This window comes from Campylobacter sp. CH246 (genome assembly GCF_004378835.1).
Taxonomy (GTDB): Bacteria; Campylobacterota; Campylobacteria; order Campylobacterales; family Campylobacteraceae; genus Campylobacter_D; species Campylobacter_D jejuni.
Window position 1 is genome coordinate 111,366 of record NZ_RYYA01000005.1, and the last position, 16,836, is coordinate 128,201.

A 16,836-nucleotide genomic window follows, 5' to 3' on the forward strand; every position below is an offset into this window, starting at 1 on the left:
GATGGATTTTTTAGACAGTCTTAAAAGTATTAAAAAAGAAATGCAAGCTAACACCAATACTTCAAAATTAGCGAAGAAATCAAGCAAGAGTGGAGCAAGTGTAAAAAATTTAGAAAAACTAGCTAAAGATATTCGCGAAAAAAATCAAGAAACAAACATAGATAAGGAAATGCAAGAAATTTTCTTAAAGCAAGAAAAACTACAGGATGAATTTTCCGAATTTATTAAAAATACAGATATTAAGAAAATTTAATGCTTGAGATTGGTTTTTGTACTCTTGAAGATCAGTGTCCTTACTTAAAGGATAAACGTTCAAGAATAGAGTATAAATACATTGAAAATTGCCCTAAAGAAATCAATAATGAGCTAATAAAACGAGGTTGGCGTCGTTTTGGTAGGTATTTTTCACGCCCTATTTGTAAAGATTGTGATGAATGTTTAAGTCTTAGAATTTTAGTTAATGAATATAATTTTTCAAGAAGTGAAAGAAGGGTTGTAAATAAAAATATTAACACCAAAGTTATACTTAGAACACCCAATTTAAGCAATGAACATTTGTTTTTATATGATAAATACCATCGTTTTATGGAAGAAAAAAAGAACTGGAAGCGTTATGATTTAAGCTTTAAACAGTATTATAATCTTTATGTCGATGGTTTTATGAATTTTGGATATGAGCTTGCATTTTATATAGAAGATAAGCTCGTTTGTGTTGATTTGATTGATATTTTAGAGGATGGAATTTCAAGCATTTATTGTTTTTATGATCCTGATTTTTCGTATTTTTCTTTGGGTAAATTTTCTTTGCTCAATGAAATACAAATAGCTAAAAAAATGAACTTAGATTATATTTATCTTGGGTATTTTGTAAAAAAGTGTCAATCTTTATCTTATAAAGCCGATTATACACCCAATGAAATTTTAAAAGGCACTAAAGAGCTTTTTGAAAATGAGGTTTTATGGGAGAAATAGATGCAAATCGTGCAAACTTTAGAAACTATCAATGTTAATACAGATGATATTAGCGTATTTCAGTATTTTAAAGACTTGATTACCAAAAATTTCACAAAGGTCATAGGACGAAAAAATAAAATTTTTTCTTTTTTTGAAGAAAATGAAATTCCACAGCGCCGTTATTTCTTAAAAGTTTTAGATCAAAAATATCGCAAAAGCACAAATGAAGGTATAGAGAATTTACAAGATGCTCATTTTAAAACTTTTAGATTAATTTTTGAGCAAAATAATATGCTTAAGCCTATGTTGTTTATCAAGATTGATTTTGTTGCGGGTAGAATTTTGATGAAGTTAAGCTCTAATGAAAAATTATTTATTACTTATATAAGAAATTATTTTCAAGATCATAATATAGAATATAATGAAATGACAAATATTCTAATTTTAGAATATAAAAACGAGAATACCCTTGAACTTTTTGAAGCTTTTGCAGATGAGAGCGAGCATTTAAAATATTGCGTGAATTTTGAAGTTGACCGCGAAGAGTATAAAAAATTTCGCCAAAATATTCACAATAAAGAAAATATGAAATGGAAATTTAATGCTTTAGCTAAGCTTTTTAGTAATTATTTTAATACTTTAGAATGCACTCCGCAAAATGATCTTAGTGAAATCAGACAAAAATATTTGATTTTGGTAAAACTTTATCATCCTGATTTTCATCAAGGAAAAAGTGCAATAGAAAAAGCTTACGCAAGAGAGCAGTTTGAAAAAATACAAATTGCCTATGATAACTTAAAAGCACTTTATAAGAATAATACTTAAAAAATTAAATTAATCATTTGGGTTAATTTAATTTTTCTCTCTCATAAATTTTTCTTAATTTGCTATCTAGTTTAAAACAAAATTGAAAAAGTGCAGGTACTACGAGTAAGGTAAGCAAAGTCGAACTTATAAGTCCAAAGATAATGGCTATTGCCATAGGAGAATTAGCTTCATAGCCCGCACCCCTTGAAAGAGCAAGTGGGAGCATAGCAAAAATCATAGCAAAAGTTGTCATCAATATAGCCCTTAAGCGCGATTTTCCAGCGATTAAAAGAGCTTTATCGGGATCTAAACCTTCATGGCATTTTTTATTAGCTACATCTACGAGTAAAATAGCATTTTTCCCTACCATACCAAAAAGTAAGATGATGGCAATAAGTACAAAAAGTGAAAAATTATGCCCTGTGATAAAAAGCCCTATAGAAGCTCCGCCAAAGGCTAAAGGCATGGTTATCATGATGATTAAAGGCAGAATAAAACTTTCATAAAGTGCGGCTAAAACAAGATAAATTAAAACAAAAGCAAGTGCTACTGCCATAGCAAAACCTTGCACGGTTTCACCTAAAAGATTGATAAAGCCTGAAAAAGCATAGCTAAGACTTGGATTGTTATTTAAAATTTTATCCATATTATCTAGTAAAAGTTTTTGCACCGCTCCTAAGGAAAGATCATTCACTCCAGCTGTGATTTTCACAGAGCGGTTTTTATTGTAACGATTGATAGTTTTTAAATCTTTACTGTATATAAAATCCACCACGCTTGAAAGTTCTAAATTTATACCTTGGTTGTTTTTAATGCTAATGCGCTTTAAAGCTTCTATGTCTTTTTTAAATTCTGGAGCAAAACTTAGGATAATATCATCTTTTGAATTGCCTCTATCCATGCTTCCTACGCTAAGTTGCGAGAAAGAATACCCTAAAACCCCAGCGATATATTGAGGATTGACATCTAAAAGTTTGGCTTTTTCTTTGTTGATGTGTAAGGCTACTTCATCTTTTGTAGCATTAGCATTATCACTTATATCTACAATGCGTGCATTAGTGCCTAAAATTTCTTTTGCCTGAGAAGCAGCTTCTTTTAGAGTGTTTAAATCATCTCCTAAGATTAAAAATTGCACGGGATCATCAATGCCTGCACCCTCTATCTTTGGAAGTTCTAAAATTTTGATTTTTAAACTTTCATCTTGAAATTTTTGACGATATAAACTTACTATGGCAGTTTGTCTTAAATTTCTTTCGTCTAAATTTTTAAGTTTAACATAAATTTTAGCCTTTGTAGCATCTTTGGCATCATCATAGCCTACAAGTAAAAAAGCGTATTTGACATTGCTATCATTTTTGATTTTTTCAAGCAAATTTAAACTTTTTTCTTTCATGGCTTCTAAACTTAAATCCTTTTTGCTTTCAAGCAAAACTTGAATTTCACTATCATCTTCCATAGGTAAAAAATCAAGCCCTATGCGAGTGGCTAAAGCAAAAGAAAGCCCTATAAAAACAAGAGTGGCTAGGATAAATTTTACTTTATTTTGTAAAATTTTATAGAGTAAATTTTCATACTTTTGCTCTATTTTTTCAAAAAAAGCTTCTGTTTTTTCATAAAACTTGTTTTCTTTTGGATTTAAAAATCTTGCCCCAATACTAGGTATTAAAAATACAGAAACCAAAAAGCTTATAACTATCCCACTTGCAACGCTTATGCCTAAGGCATTGAAAAAAAGCCCTGATATAGAGTTCATATAAGAAATAGGGATAAAAACACAAAGTAAAACTATACTTATGCTTAAAACACTAAAACCTATTTCATTGATACCTAAAAAAGCAGCTTGTAAAGGCGGATAAGTTTTTAGTTTTTTAGCAATATTTTCAATCACTACTATAGCATCATCGATAAAAATTCCTATGCTTAAGGTTAAAGCTATAAAAGTTAAGCGGTTTAAATCATAGCCTAAAAGATCGATAATAAAAAAAGTTGAAATGATAGAAGTAGGTATAGCTATGCAAGCAATGAGAGTTGCACTTAAATTTCTTAAAAATAAAAACACGATAACAAGGGTTAGAAAAATCCCCAAAACCATATCAAAAATCACTTGAGAAAGGTGCTTGTGGATATTTAAGCTTTTATCATAAAGCATATTAATGCTTATATCTTTTGGAATTTGTTTTTCTAAAATAGGCAAGGCATTTTTGACATTTTTAATCATTTCAAGGGTGTTATAATTTGTGATTTTTCCGAGTTCTAAAAGCACCCCTTCTTTACCTTCGTATAAAGCACTTTGTTTTTCATCTTCATAAAGGCTTGAAATATTAGCAATATCACTTAAAAATACCCCTGTTTTTATGCGAAGATTACTAAGTTCTTCTAAATTTGTGGCTTCAAAATAGCCTTTGATGATATAGTTATCTTGATTGTTGTTAAGTTCGCCTAGGGCTTGTTTAAAATTTTGACTTTTGATGATATTTGCTACATCAAGGGCGTTAAGATTGTATTTTCTAAGTTCGTTTGGTTTTAATTCTATGCGAATTTGGGGTTCTAAAAACCCCTTAGCTTCGATTTTACCTACTCCTTCAACTCTTTGCAAAAAAGGTTTTATTTTATCATTGATTTCACGCATGAGTTGTATTTTATCTTTAGAATATAAAAAAAGCGAAATAGCAGAACCAGAATCTGAACTGATTTTTTCAATTTCAGGCTTAGAAGGTAGGCTTAAAGTTCCTATTTTATCACGCACATCATTAGCAGCTACTTCAAGATTTTTACCCAGTTTAAACTCCACTACACTCACACTAAAATTATCATACGCAGCTGAGGTTATGGTCTTTACTCCATCGATTTCACTTAAAGCATTTTCTATTTCTTTAGTGACTTTTGATTCTACGAAATTTAAATCCCCATTTATCTTGCTTGTGATTTTTATAAGAGGTATGGAAACATTAGGAAATAAATTTACACTCATGCTAAAAGCAGAGATTAGCCCAAAAATCATAAGAGCTAAGAAAAACATTAGCACGGTAATAGGTCGGTTTATAGCTAGTTTAAACATTTTTAATCTTTAGTGATGATTCTACCTTCACCAAAAAGCCCTGGTGTTAGATTTGTGGTTTGCACTTCAGCATAAATTTTTCTTGTTTTTACTTCTATACTTGGATAAATAAGGCTGATTTTTCCTTTCAATTCTGTACCATTTTGATCGATTTTATAAAAGAAATCATCGCCTAATCTAACTTTATCTTTATATTTTTCATCAAAACTTAAAATCAGTTTGCTTTGTGGATAGGAAAAAATTTCTATTAAAGGTTGAGCTACTCCTCCTACTCCTTCGCCCACTTGTATAAATTTGTTTGCGATAATAGCATCATAAGGTGCGCGTAATTCTTTTTTTGCCATGATATTTTTATAATAAGCTATATTGATTTTTGCTTTGTTTAAATTTAAATTAGCAGCATCAAACTTAGCTTTCATATCTTCATAGCTTTGTTTGTCTATAACATTTTCTACAGCTTTGATTTTTTGCATCCTACTTTTGGTATTTTCGTATTCTACAAGGGCAAGCTGATAAGAATTTTGAGCATTTTGAAGAGCTATTTTTTCACTTTCTTGATCAAGAGCAAGTAAAAGTTCTCCTTTGCTGACTTTTTGTCCAATTTCTACAGGAATTTTTTGAACCAAACCTATGCTTTCAAGGGCAAGTTTGCTTTGTTTTGATGCTTCTACATTGAAACTTGCGTAAATTTCTTCGCCAAAGGCGCAATTAAAAACAAGAAGTAAAAATAGAATTTTTTTCATTCTTTAACCTTTGAATTAAGATCTATACCCGCATTAAAATAATAATTTGCTTTAGTAATTTCAAATTCATTTTTAGCAAGCTCTAAATCGCTTTGTGCTTTAAATTTAGCCTCTAAAGCTTGAAGATATTCTACATAAGAAACAAGTCCTGCTTGGTATTTTTTATCTACACTTTCAAAAGCTAAATTTGCAGCATTTAAGCTAAGATTAAGAGCTAAAATTTGTTCTTGTAAAACTTTTAAACTTTTGTCTAAATAATTTAATTCTTCTTTATTTTTTCTCTCGCTAAATCTTGCATTTGCATTGGCTATTTGAACATTTAAACGCTCTTTTTCAACTTCTTTAGCCCTTGCATTGAAATCAAAAATTTTCCATTCCATACCTAAAATAAATTGATTACCTTGAGAATATTTTTCTAAGAATTGATCCGCTAAATTTGCAAAAGGAGCTGGAACTTTTGGATTATAATTGTTTTTATAAAAGTTAAAATTATCTTGAATATAAAATTTTGGAAAATATTCAGCTTTTGCTAAATTTACACTTTCTTTAGCAAGATTGATTTGTTCTTTAGCTATCATTACTTCATAGTTTTGACTTTTTTCTTGTTGCGGATTTTCTAAAAAAGCATTCCCTTGCACTTTAAAATCTGTATCGCTTAAAATTTTAATCTCTTTTTGTATATTGGCAAGTTTTAATTCATTTTGACTGAGCTCTAATAAGCTTAAATGGTATTTAGCCTTAATGCTTTCAAGTTCATCTTTAGAGCTAAGTCCCGCGTCGTAAAATTTTTGCAATCTTTCAAAAGTTGATTTTAAAAAAGATACTTTTTGTTGATTGGCTAGTAAAATTTTTTCAAGACTTAAGGTGTTAAAATAAAGTGTGATTGCATTTAGGGCAAGGTAATTTTTATTTTGTTCTTTGTCTAAAAAGCTTAATTTTTCTCTGCTTTCTAAAGCTCTTAAATTAGCCTCTCTAGCACCCCCATCAAAAAGCAAAAAATTAAGAGAAACTTTAGCAAATAAACTTTCTTGTGGATCGATAATGAAGCGATCTTTATTGTTGGCTACATAAGCTGAGCTTAGACTAAGAGAGGGTAGGTAATTTCTAAAAGCTTGTTCTTTGTCTAAATTTGCTTGTTCGCTTTGCATTTTCTTAATGAGATAGGATTCATTATTTTGACTTAGTGTTATAAATTCGTGCAAATTAGAAGCTAACATTGCTAAGGGATAAAGAGCTAAAAATATAGCTGATTTTAAATATTTTTTAAACATTTTGATATTTTAATATACTTTATATAAATTTCAATTGAAGTTTTTTATATAAAATAAAATTTATTTGTTTTAAACATAAATTTTGTTAAAATCCTAGCTTTAAAATTTTATATTTAGGATGAAATTTTGTCGGTAAAAAATATTAGAAATTTTTCTATTATAGCTCATATAGATCATGGAAAATCTACTCTTGCAGATAGGATTATTAGCGAGTGTGGTGCTATTAGCGATAGGCAGATGAGTTCACAAGTTATGGATACTATGGATATAGAAAAAGAGCGTGGTATCACCATAAAAGCACAATCAGTGCGTTTAAATTATAAATTTAATAATGAAAATTTTGTTTTAAATCTTATTGATACTCCTGGCCATGTGGATTTTTCTTATGAAGTGAGTCGTTCTTTGGCAAGTTGTGAAGGGGCTTTGCTTGTAGTAGATGCTTCTCAAGGTGTTGAAGCACAGACTATAGCTAATGTTTATATAGCGCTTGAAAATAATCTTGAAATCATTCCTGTGATTAATAAAATCGATTTACCTAATGCTGATGTTGAGAAAGTAAAGCATGAAATCGAGCATATTATAGGTATAGATTGCAAAGATGCAATTTGCGTGAGTGCAAAAACAGGAGTGGGTATAAAAGAGCTTATAGAAACAATTATTACTAAAATCCCTGCACCAAAAACAGATGATGAAGCTCCTACTAAGGCTTTAATTTATGATTCTTGGTTTGATAATTATTTGGGTGCTTTGGCTTTGGTTAGGATTTATGAAGGAAGTATTGCTAAAAACGATGAAGTTTTAGTCATGAGTACGGATAAAAAACATATAGTTCAAGATCTTTTTTATCCCCACCCTTTAAGTCCAATTAAAACTCAATCTTTACAATCAGGCGAAGTAGGTGTGGTGGTTTTAGGGCTTAAAACCGTAGGTGATGTACAAGTAGGCGATACCATCACTTTGGTAAAAAACAAAGCTAAAGAAGCCATAGGTGGTTTTGAAAAGGCTAAAGCTTTTGTGTTTGCGGGACTTTATCCTATAGAAACGGATAAATTTGAAGATTTAAGAGATGCTTTGGATAAATTAAAGCTTAATGATAGTTCTATTACTTATGAGCCTGAAACTTCTTTGGCCTTAGGCTTTGGTTTTAGGGTAGGATTTTTAGGGCTTTTACATATGGAAGTTATCAAAGAAAGGCTTGAGAGAGAATTTAATCTTGATTTGATTGCTACAGCTCCAACTGTGACTTATGAAATTTATCAAACCGATGGAGAGCTTATTAAAATTCAAAATCCTAGCGAGCTTCCTCCTGTTAATAAAATTGATCATATAAAAGAGCCTTATGTTAAAGCTACTATCATTACTCCAAGTGAATTTTTAGGGAATTTAATCACTCTTTTAAATCGCAAAAGAGGAGTGCAGGTTAAAATGGACTATATCACACCTGAGCGTGTTTTGCTAGAATATGATGTGCCTTTAAATGAGATTGTGATGGATTTTTATGATAAATTAAAGTCCTTAACAAAAGGTTATGCGAGTTTTGATTATGAGCCTATAGAATTTAGAGTAGGGGATTTGGTAAAACTTGATATTAAGGTAGCGGGTGAAAATGTTGATGCGCTAAGCATTATCGTGCCTAATGAAAAAGCGCAAAGTAAAGGAAGAGAACTTGTTAGTGCTATGAAAGAAATAGTTCCTAGACAGCTTTTTGAAGTGGCCATTCAAGCAAGTATTGGAAATAAAATCATCGCAAGAGAAACTGTTAAATCCATGGGTAAAAATGTGACAGCAAAATGTTATGGTGGGGATATTACTAGAAAAAGAAAGCTTTTAGAAAAGCAAAAAGAAGGTAAAAAAAGAATGAAAGCTATAGGTAAGGTAAATTTACCTCAAGAGGCTTTTTTGAGTGTTTTAAAGATAGATTGATGATAAATTTAAAACTTGGCTTGAAATTTGCTTGTATTTTTAATACAATTTTAAAATAATTTTCTAAGGAGAAAAAATGTTTAAAAAATTTTTGATTTTTATAGTGCCTATTTTATTTTTGAGTGCTTGTGCAACTAAACAAGATACTTTTGCTCAAGTTAATCAAATTTCTAAAAATTCTCAATGCAGTTCTTGTGAAAGTCCTGGTGGTTTTGAAGCAAAGATTAAAGGGCTTTTGTACATTAGCGATGTTGGAATTCAATGTTGTGCCAATAAACGCACTTTAGACACCGGTATTGCTTTGAAAAAGGTTTATTTACATAGATTTTATGATTTAAAAGAAGGGCAAAAGGTTTTAAATGCTAAAGGGAAAAAGTTATTTGTTGATGTGAATTTTAATGCGGTATTTTATACTTATTTAAAACAAGAACTTGAAGCTAGAGGAATAGTTGTGCTTGACAATAACGATCAAAATTCACCTTATGTGAGTAAGATTGATTTAGAATTTATATCTTATGGAGCAACTCAAGATGCTATAGGATTACATTCAAAACTAGTAGGAGTTTTGCAAGTTAGTGATATAAATAAAAATAAGAAATTTACAATCCGCACCAAGCAAGATGTACAAGGTTTTGATGATTTAAAAGAAACAACTTTTTATACTCATTTGTTAATAAAACAAATGGCAAATAAAGCAGCTAGTTTAATCTCTGAACTTTGAGGTGTATAAATTGCGGAGCTTTTGCTCTGCTCTGCTTTTGTGAATTATGCGAGCTAGAGCTTTCTGAATTTTCCTTAAATGTAAGAAAGCTTGATAATAATTTCAAAGTCTATTCTTTTTATAAATACCATGAAATACAACACTTGCTTCACTCTAAACATTATTTTTATGGTTATTTTGTTTATAAAATGCTTGCTAAATTAAGTTTTGCAAAATTTAAAGATTTTTTTGATCCTAGAATGACAATTAATGTTATAGCTTTAGATGATAAGGTTGAAGATATGCTTTATTCGCATTCTGCTATTTTAGCTAGATATCTTAAAACAAAATTTGTAAAACCTGTTTTTAATGTTTTAAAAGCACAAAATCATATTAAATATTCTGGAAAAAGTTTAGAATTTCGTCAAAAACATAAAAGAAATTACAAACTCTTAAAAACCATTCACGAACCTGTAATTTTAGTAGATGATATTGTAACGACTGGTTCTAGCCTTTTGGAAGCTAAAAAAGTTTTAGAAGAAAATAAAATTTCTGTACTTTTTGCTCTTGTTTTAGCTGATGCAAAAGTTTAATATGCTATAATCAAAACTTTGAACTAATAGAAGGATTTTTATGGAGAATATTTTTAGCAAGGATTCTGATATTGAACTTGTAGATATAGAAAATTCTATAAAAAGTAGTTACTTAGACTATTCTATGAGTGTTATTATAGGTCGTGCTTTGCCTGATGCAAGAGATGGTTTAAAGCCTGTTCATAGAAGAATTTTATATGCTATGCAAAATGATGAGGCAAAAAGTAGAACAGATTTTGTCAAATCAGCCCGTATAGTGGGTGCTGTTATAGGTCGTTATCATCCACATGGAGATATAGCAGTTTATGATGCTTTGGTTAGAATGGCTCAAGATTTTTCTATGAGATATCCAAGTATTACAGGACAAGGCAACTTTGGATCTATAGATGGTGATAGCGCTGCTGCGATGCGTTATACTGAAGCAAAAATGAGTAAACTTTCTCATGAGCTTTTAAAAGATATAGATAAAGATACGGTCGATTTTGTTCCAAATTATGATGGTTCAGAAAGTGAACCTGATGTCTTACCTTCTAGGGTTCCAAATTTATTATTAAATGGTTCAAGTGGTATAGCTGTAGGTATGGCGACAAACATCCCACCTCATAGTTTAAATGAGTTGATAGATGGACTTTTATATTTGCTCGATAGTAAAGATGCAAGCTTAGAAGAGATTATGCAGTTTATCAAAGGTCCAGATTTTCCAACAGGTGGAATAATTTATGGTAAAAAAGGTATTATAGAAGCTTATCGCACAGGGCGTGGTCGCGTGAAAGTGCGCGCTAAAACTCATATTGAAAAAAAGACAAATAAAGATGTTATTGTTATAGATGAGCTTCCTTATCAAACCAATAAAGCTAGGCTTATAGAGCAGATTGCAGAGCTTGTTAAAGAAAAGCAAATTGAAGGAATATCTGAAGTAAGAGATGAGAGCAATAAAGAAGGAATCCGCGTTGTTATAGAGCTTAAACGTGAGGCTATGAGTGAAATTGTTTTAAATAATCTATTTAAATCTACTACTATGGAAAGTACTTTTGGTGTGATTATGTTGGCAATTCACAATAAAGAACCTAAAATTTTCTCTTTGTTAGAACTTTTAAATCTTTTCTTAACCCATAGAAAAACAGTTATTATTAGAAGAACGATTTTTGAACTTCAAAAGGCAAGAGCAAGAGCTCATATTTTAGAAGGTCTTAAAATTGCACTTGATAATATAGATGAAGTGATTGCTTTAATTAAAAATAGTTCTGACAATAATACCGCAAGAGATTCTTTGGTAGCTAAATTTGGTCTTAGTGAGCTTCAAGCCAATGCTATTTTAGATATGAAACTTGGTCGTTTAACGGGACTTGAAAGAGAAAAAATCGAAAATGAACTTGCAGAATTAATGAAAGAAATTGCAAGACTTGAAGAAATTTTAAAAAGTGAAACCTTGCTTGAAAATTTAATTCGCGATGAATTAAAAGAAATTAGAAGTAAATTTGATGTGCCGCGTATTACTCAAATTGAAGATGATTATGATGATATTGATATTGAAGATTTGATTCCTAATGAAAATATGGTTGTAACTATCACGCATCGTGGTTATATTAAGCGTGTACCTAGTAAACAATATGAAAAGCAAAAACGAGGCGGAAAAGGAAAATTAGCCGTTACGACTTATGATGATGATTTTATAGAAAGTTTCTTTACGGCAAATACACATGATACGCTTATGTTTGTAACAGATCGTGGACAGCTTTATTGGCTTAAAGTTTATAAAATTCCTGAAGGCTCAAGAACGGCCAAAGGAAAAGCAGTGGTAAATCTTATCAATTTACAAGCTGAAGAAAAAATCATGGCTATTATTCCAACCACGGATTTTGATGAGAGTAAATCTTTATGTTTCTTTACTAAAAATGGTATTGTAAAGCGTACAAATTTGAGTGAATATCAAAATATTAGAAGTGTTGGAGTTAGAGCGATCAACTTAGATGAAAATGATGAGTTGGTAACTGCTATTATTGTTCAAAGAGATGAAGATGAAATTTTTGCCAGTGGTGGTGAAGAAAATTTAGAAAATCAAGAAATTGAAAATTTAGATGATGAAAATCTTGAAAATGAAGAAAGTGTAAGTACACAAGGTAAAATGCTCTTTGCAGTAACCAAAAAAGGTATGTGTATCAAATTCCCACTTGCTAAAGTACGTGAAATCGGCCGTGTAAGTCGTGGGGTAACGGCTATTAAATTTAAAGAGAAAAATGACGAATTAGTAGGTGCGGTTGTTATAGAAAATGATGAGCAAGAAATTTTAAGTGTGAGTGCAAAAGGTATAGGAAAACGCACCAATGCTGGAGAATATAGATTGCAAAGCAGAGGTGGTAAGGGTGTAATTTGTATGAAACTTACAGAAAAAACCAAAGATCTTATTAGCGTAGTTATAGTAGATGAAACTATGGATTTGATGGCTCTTACAAGTTCAGGCAAGATGATACGTGTTGATATGCAAAGCATTAGAAAAGCAGGGCGTAATACAAGTGGTGTCATCGTGGTTAATGTGGAAAATGACGAGGTGGTTAGCATCGCTAAGTGTCCTAAAGAGGAAAATAATGAGGATGAGTTAAGCGATGAAAACTTTGGTTTAGATTTGTAATAAGTTTAAAGTTGGAACGCTTATTGCTTTTTATTTTACTAATTACAATATTTTGAAGGTGTAAAAATGAAAAAAATTTATTTTATGCTAGCAATAGCAGGAATTTTTGCTGGTTGTGTACCAAGTGCAAACAGTGCAACTAAAAATTCAAGTGCAAATAGCACTGCCCCATCTCAAGATGTTATCGTGCAAAAAGTCGATAAAGATGATGTGCGTGATATTATCAGAGAAGAAAAAATGTTGGCTCCAGATGCTAGCGAAACGGAACTTAGTTTTACAGCAGTTGGTGAAGGGATTGCTCCGATGAATACAGTTTCTACTGCTCAAGCGCTAGCTTTAGCAAAAAGAGCAGCGATTACAGATGCTTACAGACAGCTTGCAAGTAAGCTTTATGGTGTGAAAGTGAATGGTAAAGATACTGTAAAAGATGCAATGCTTAGAAGTTCAACTATTACTGCGCAAGTAAATGGTTTGATAAAAAATGCAAGTATTATTGATGAGAATTTTAATCAAGGGCTTTATAGAGTAAACTTAGAACTTAAAATCGATGCAGACAAGTGGAAAGAATTGTTTGCTTATTAATCTTTCTTAGCTTTAAGCTTTTTGCCCAAGATGAATTTATTTTTTGGGCAGAGCTTTCTAGTAAAAATTTCATTCTCTTTCATCAAAATCAAAATTTATCCTTAGCAATGACGCAAAGCGAAAATGTTGAAGAACAATGGGTATGTGAAATTTCTTATAGTGATCAAGATTTAAAAGTTTTACCTCGAACTTCTTTAGGATTGATTGATGATAATATGCCAAAAACAATTAAATTTAATTTTTTAAATTCTCATAAAGATGAATTAAGCGATTGCTTTATAGGAGCTAGAATCAGTGTTAAGGATATTGTTAATACTGACTTATTACATGCCCAAAGCGAAACTTATGTCAAAATTTTACCCTTGCGTTTTACCGTGGAATTTGGCGAACAAAATGCGATAATTTATTATCTTAAAAAAAAGTAAATTCAAAATTAAGCGCAAATTGGATACCATAGCAGAAATTTTTTAAAAGGCTTAGGATGAATTTAGTCATAGTAGAAGATGATATTAATATGCGCAAATCCTTAGAAATTGCATTAGCAGAGTATGAAGAATTTAATATTAAATCTTATAAATCTGCCACTGAGGCTTTAAAAAAAATAGATGATAATACAGATTTGATTATTACAGATATTAATATGCCAGGAATTGATGGCATAGAATTTGTTAAAGCCTGTGAAAATAAATATGATTTTATTATTATGACAGGAAATGCTACTTTAAGCCGTGCTATAGAAGCGGTTCGTTTGGGAGTAAAAGATTTTCTAACCAAGCCTTTTGATATTGATACTTTAGTCGAGGCTATTAAGCGTGCTAAAATCATAAGAGAAAAAACAGCCGATAAAAAAAGCAAAAAAAATGAAAAAAAAGAAGAAAATAAAGATTTTTTTTCAACTTCTCCTAATTTAGAAAAAACATTAAATTTAAGTCAAAAAGCGGCTAAAACTGATGCCTCTGTAATGTTTTTTGGAGAGAGTGGAGTAGGAAAAGAGGTATTTTCTCGTTATATTCACACTCATTCTAAACGCTCTAATAAGCCTTTTGTTGCTATTAATATGGCAGCCATTCCTGCAAATTTGATTGAAAGTGAGCTTTTTGGTTTTGAAAAAGGTGCTTTTACCGATGCTAATGCAACTAAAATAGGGCTTTTTGAAATGGCTAATGAGGGCACTTTATTTTTAGATGAAATTGGCGAAATGCCTTATGAAATTCAAGCCAAACTTTTAAGAGCTTTGCAAGAAAAAGAAATCACACGACTTGGAAGTACGAAAAGTATCAAAATAGATGTAAGAATTATTAGTGCAACTAATGCAAATTTAGATGAAAAAATAAAAAATGGCGAATTTCGTTCAGATTTATATTATCGTTTAAACACTGTTCCTATTAATATTCCGCCTTTAAGAGAGCGTAAAGAAGAAATTTTAGGTATAGCTCAAAAGGTTTTAGAAGATACTTGCAAAGAATATGATTTTAAGGAAAAACAACTCAGCCAAGAAGCTAAAAATGCTTTACTTGAATATGATTTTCCTGGTAATATTAGAGAATTAATATCTGTTGTGCAAAGAGCTTGTATTTTAAGTGAAAATGATGAAATTTCAAGTGAAGATTTGTTCTTAGAGGCTAGAAGTATAAAAAAAGATGTAAAGAATTTAGAGAAAGAATTGATTTGTGAAGTTCTTTTAAGCGTAGATTATGATAAGGATCAAGCTTCCCAAATTTTAGGTATGGATATAAAAATTTTAAATGAAAAAATTAAAAAATATCAAATAAAGGATAAGTAATGTCAAAAAAACAAAAAATAGCCATTGTGGGTGCTACTGGTGCGGTTGGGGAAGAGCTTTTAAATGTTTTAGATGAACTTGATTTTCCGGTGGAAAGTATTTTGCCTTTAGCAAGCGCAAAAAGTGTAGGTAGTGAAGTAGAATTTAAAGGCAAAGCTTATAAAGTCAAAGAACTTACTGAAAGTGTATTTAAAGAAAATCCTATTGATATTGCTTTTTTTAGCGCAGGTGGAAGTGTGAGTGAAAAATATGCTAAATTTGCAGTAGAATCTGGTGCTGTTGTTATTGATAATACAAGTCATTTTAGAATGGAAAAAGATGTTCCTTTGGTGGTTCCTGAATGCAATCCTGAGGATATTAAAGATTGGAAAAAAACAGGGATTATTGCTAATCCAAATTGTTCTACCATACAAATGGTGCAAGTTTTAAAACCTTTAAATGATGCATTTAGTTTAAAGCGTGTTGATGTAAGTACCTATCAGGCTGCAAGTGGAGCAGGAAAAGAAGGAATGCAAGAATTGGTTGAAGCCATGCAAAGTTTTTTTGCTTTTAAACTTGATGAATTTGAACCTCAAACTTTTCCTTATACTTTGGCACTTAATCTTATTCCACAAATTGATGTTTTTATGGATAATGATTACACTAAAGAAGAACTTAAAATGGTTAATGAAACTCAAAAAATTTTACATAAAAATTTAGAAGTTTCGGCAACTTGTGTAAGAGTGCCTGTTTTAAGAAGTCATAGCGAAGCCATTACTATGCATTTTGAAAAAGAAATAGATGTAAAAAAAGCTAAAGAAATTTTAGAAAAAGCACCAAGTGTTGTTGTCATAGATGATCCTAAAAATAAAAAATACCCTATGCCTTTAATGACTAGCGATACTAATGAAACTTATGTAGGAAGAATTCGTGCTGATGTGTATGATAAAAAAATACTCCATCTTTGGTGTGTGGCAGATCAAATTCGTGTAGGTGCTGCAACAAATGCTGTGCGTATTGCGCAAAAATGGTTAGAATTAAAAAATAAATAAGGAAAAAAATGTTAGAGAAAATATTTGAATCTTTGCTTGTTAGAAGTCGTATTGTTACAATTTTACCCGTAATTTTTGGTTTAATTGGGGCTTTTGTATTGTTTTTTATTGCAAGTTATGATGTTTTAAAGGTTATATTTTATACTTATAATTATTTTTTTGATGCAGGTTCTAATGTGGATTTGCATGAGGATGTGGTGGCTTTAATTATAGGGGCTGTTGATCTTTATCTTATGGCTTTAGTTTTGTTTATTTTTTCTTTTGGAGTTTATGAGCTTTTTATCAGCGAAATAGAAGAATTTAAACAAACAAAACAAAGCAAGGTTTTAGAGGTGCATAGCTTAGATCAATTAAAAGACAAGCTTGCAAAAGTTATCATTATGGTCTTAGTGGTAAATTTCTTTCAAAGGGTTTTGCAGATGAAATTTGCTACTCCTGTGGATATGGCTTTTCTTGCTGGATCGATTTTAGCTCTTTGTGTAGGACTTTATTTTTTACATAAAGGTGGTCATTAACAAGGATTATCTTTTTTTGATATAATCGTTTTTTGTGTTTAAAGAATAAAAATGAAAAAAATATTTTTAATTGGTATGATTTTAAATCATTTTGTTTTTGCAGCTCCATTAGATGAAGTCTTTAAAGATATAGAAGTTTCAGGGACTGTTCGTTATTGCTATGATATTAAAAAAGAAAAAAATTACAACAAAAAAACACATAGATATCAAAATAAAACACAAACGGAAATTACAATAAAATAAGGAA

Annotated in this window: 16 protein-coding genes; 13 read left to right on the top strand and 3 right to left on the bottom strand. The window is 30.5% G+C overall.

The features are described from left to right. Position 1: 1 nt before the first annotated feature. Genes ELQ06_RS05345 through ELQ06_RS05355 form a run of 3 tightly spaced genes read left to right on the top strand, consistent with a single transcriptional unit; the run spans position 2 to position 1,779 of the window. Positions 2–253, top strand: coding sequence for a hypothetical protein (locus tag ELQ06_RS05345; RefSeq protein ID WP_002853000.1), 252 nt, complete (start codon positions 2–4; stop codon positions 251–253). Further along, positions 253–972, top strand: a complete 720-nt coding sequence (locus tag ELQ06_RS05350) for an arginyltransferase (RefSeq protein ID WP_002853863.1) — start codon at positions 253–255, stop codon at positions 970–972. The genes ELQ06_RS05345 and ELQ06_RS05350 overlap by 1 nt, the downstream gene beginning before the upstream one ends. Then, positions 973–1,779, top strand: coding sequence for an adenylosuccinate lyase (locus ELQ06_RS05355; protein ID WP_002852998.1), 807 nt, complete (start codon positions 973–975; stop codon positions 1,777–1,779). 22 nt (positions 1,780–1,801) lie between these two features. Here ELQ06_RS05355 and cmeF read toward each other — a convergent pair whose 3' ends face one another. Genes cmeF through cmeD form a run of 3 tightly spaced genes read right to left on the bottom strand, consistent with a single transcriptional unit; the run spans position 1,802 to position 6,833 of the window. Further along, positions 1,802–4,819: a multidrug efflux RND transporter permease subunit CmeF gene (gene cmeF, locus ELQ06_RS05360; RefSeq protein ID WP_002890039.1), complete on the bottom strand. Its 3,018-nt coding sequence runs from the start codon at positions 4,817–4,819 to the stop codon at positions 1,802–1,804. 2 nt (positions 4,820–4,821) lie between these two features. Then, positions 4,822–5,562, bottom strand: coding sequence for a multidrug efflux RND transporter periplasmic adaptor subunit CmeE (gene cmeE / locus ELQ06_RS05365; RefSeq protein ID WP_002797145.1), 741 nt, complete (start codon positions 5,560–5,562; stop codon positions 4,822–4,824). Then, positions 5,559–6,833, bottom strand: a complete 1,275-nt coding sequence (gene cmeD / locus ELQ06_RS05370; RefSeq protein ID WP_002890037.1) for a multidrug efflux RND transporter outer membrane subunit CmeD — start codon at positions 6,831–6,833, stop codon at positions 5,559–5,561. The genes cmeE and cmeD overlap by 4 nt, the downstream gene beginning before the upstream one ends. 126 nt (positions 6,834–6,959) lie before the next feature. On the opposite strand from cmeD, the gene lepA reads away from it, so the two are divergent. The 10 genes from lepA to ELQ06_RS05420 all read left to right on the top strand — a co-directional run bounded on the left by lepA (position 6,960) and on the right by ELQ06_RS05420 (position 16,832). After that, positions 6,960–8,756: a translation elongation factor 4 gene (gene lepA / locus ELQ06_RS05375; protein WP_002837927.1), complete on the top strand. Its 1,797-nt coding sequence runs from the start codon at positions 6,960–6,962 to the stop codon at positions 8,754–8,756. 76 nt (positions 8,757–8,832) lie between these two features. Continuing rightward, positions 8,833–9,477: an outer membrane lipoprotein MapA gene (mapA, locus tag ELQ06_RS05380; protein ID WP_002852941.1), complete on the top strand. Its 645-nt coding sequence runs from the start codon at positions 8,833–8,835 to the stop codon at positions 9,475–9,477. Further along, a complete protein-coding gene (locus ELQ06_RS05385; protein ID WP_002853564.1) occupies positions 9,474–10,049 on the top strand; it encodes a ComF family protein in 576 nt (191 codons plus the stop codon). Before mapA ends, ELQ06_RS05385 begins: the two co-directional genes overlap by 4 nt. 40 nt (positions 10,050–10,089) lie before the next feature. After that, on the top strand, positions 10,090–12,678 hold the full coding sequence (gyrA, locus tag ELQ06_RS05390; protein WP_052797695.1) for a DNA topoisomerase (ATP-hydrolyzing) subunit A: 2,589 nt from the start codon (positions 10,090–10,092) through the stop codon (positions 12,676–12,678). A gap of 66 nt (positions 12,679–12,744) precedes the next feature. After that, positions 12,745–13,260, top strand: coding sequence for a flagellar assembly lipoprotein FlgP (flgP, locus tag ELQ06_RS05395; RefSeq protein ID WP_002852972.1), 516 nt, complete (start codon positions 12,745–12,747; stop codon positions 13,258–13,260). Further along, a complete protein-coding gene (gene flgQ, locus ELQ06_RS05400) occupies positions 13,236–13,685 on the top strand; it encodes a flagellar assembly protein FlgQ (RefSeq protein ID WP_002888259.1) in 450 nt (149 codons plus the stop codon). The genes flgP and flgQ overlap by 25 nt, the downstream gene beginning before the upstream one ends. Positions 13,686–13,741: 56 nt before the next feature. Next, positions 13,742–15,043 carry a fla regulon two-component system response regulator gene (flgR, locus tag ELQ06_RS05405; protein WP_052793800.1) on the top strand — a complete coding sequence of 434 codons (1,302 nt, stop codon included), beginning with the start codon at positions 13,742–13,744 and terminating at the stop codon, positions 15,041–15,043. After that, complete coding sequence (locus ELQ06_RS05410) at positions 15,043–16,074, top strand: aspartate-semialdehyde dehydrogenase (protein ID WP_052797696.1); 1,032 nt, start codon at positions 15,043–15,045, stop codon at positions 16,072–16,074. The genes flgR and ELQ06_RS05410 overlap by 1 nt, the downstream gene beginning before the upstream one ends. An 8-nt stretch (positions 16,075–16,082) precedes the next feature. Next, positions 16,083–16,589 carry a YqhA family protein gene (locus ELQ06_RS05415; RefSeq protein ID WP_002852919.1) on the top strand — a complete coding sequence of 169 codons (507 nt, stop codon included), beginning with the start codon at positions 16,083–16,085 and terminating at the stop codon, positions 16,587–16,589. 51 nt (positions 16,590–16,640) lie between these two features. Beyond that, the gene (locus tag ELQ06_RS05420; protein ID WP_052793801.1) at positions 16,641–16,832 is read left to right on the top strand and encodes a mini-MOMP protein; all 192 of its coding nucleotides are present in this window, start codon (positions 16,641–16,643) and stop codon (positions 16,830–16,832) included. Positions 16,833–16,836 lie beyond the last annotated feature (4 nt).

Coding starts and splice junctions, on each gene's coding strand:
- flgR (WP_052793800.1), top strand. CDS start 13,742: ATGAATTTAGTCATAGTAGAAGATGATATTAATATGCGCAAATCCTTA.
- cmeF (WP_002890039.1), bottom strand. CDS start 4,819: ATGTTTAAACTAGCTATAAACCGACCTATTACCGTGCTAATGTTTTTC.
- ELQ06_RS05355 (WP_002852998.1), top strand. CDS start 973: ATGCAAATCGTGCAAACTTTAGAAACTATCAATGTTAATACAGATGAT.
- cmeE (WP_002797145.1), bottom strand. CDS start 5,562: ATGAAAAAAATTCTATTTTTACTTCTTGTTTTTAATTGCGCCTTTGGC.
- ELQ06_RS05350 (WP_002853863.1), top strand. CDS start 253: ATGCTTGAGATTGGTTTTTGTACTCTTGAAGATCAGTGTCCTTACTTA.
- ELQ06_RS05345 (WP_002853000.1), top strand. CDS start 2: ATGGATTTTTTAGACAGTCTTAAAAGTATTAAAAAAGAAATGCAAGCT.
- ELQ06_RS05415 (WP_002852919.1), top strand. CDS start 16,083: ATGTTAGAGAAAATATTTGAATCTTTGCTTGTTAGAAGTCGTATTGTT.
- mapA (WP_002852941.1), top strand. CDS start 8,833: ATGTTTAAAAAATTTTTGATTTTTATAGTGCCTATTTTATTTTTGAGT.
- ELQ06_RS05410 (WP_052797696.1), top strand. CDS start 15,043: ATGTCAAAAAAACAAAAAATAGCCATTGTGGGTGCTACTGGTGCGGTT.
- cmeD (WP_002890037.1), bottom strand. CDS start 6,833: ATGTTTAAAAAATATTTAAAATCAGCTATATTTTTAGCTCTTTATCCC.
- flgP (WP_002852972.1), top strand. CDS start 12,745: ATGAAAAAAATTTATTTTATGCTAGCAATAGCAGGAATTTTTGCTGGT.
- ELQ06_RS05420 (WP_052793801.1), top strand. CDS start 16,641: ATGAAAAAAATATTTTTAATTGGTATGATTTTAAATCATTTTGTTTTT.
- gyrA (WP_052797695.1), top strand. CDS start 10,090: ATGGAGAATATTTTTAGCAAGGATTCTGATATTGAACTTGTAGATATA.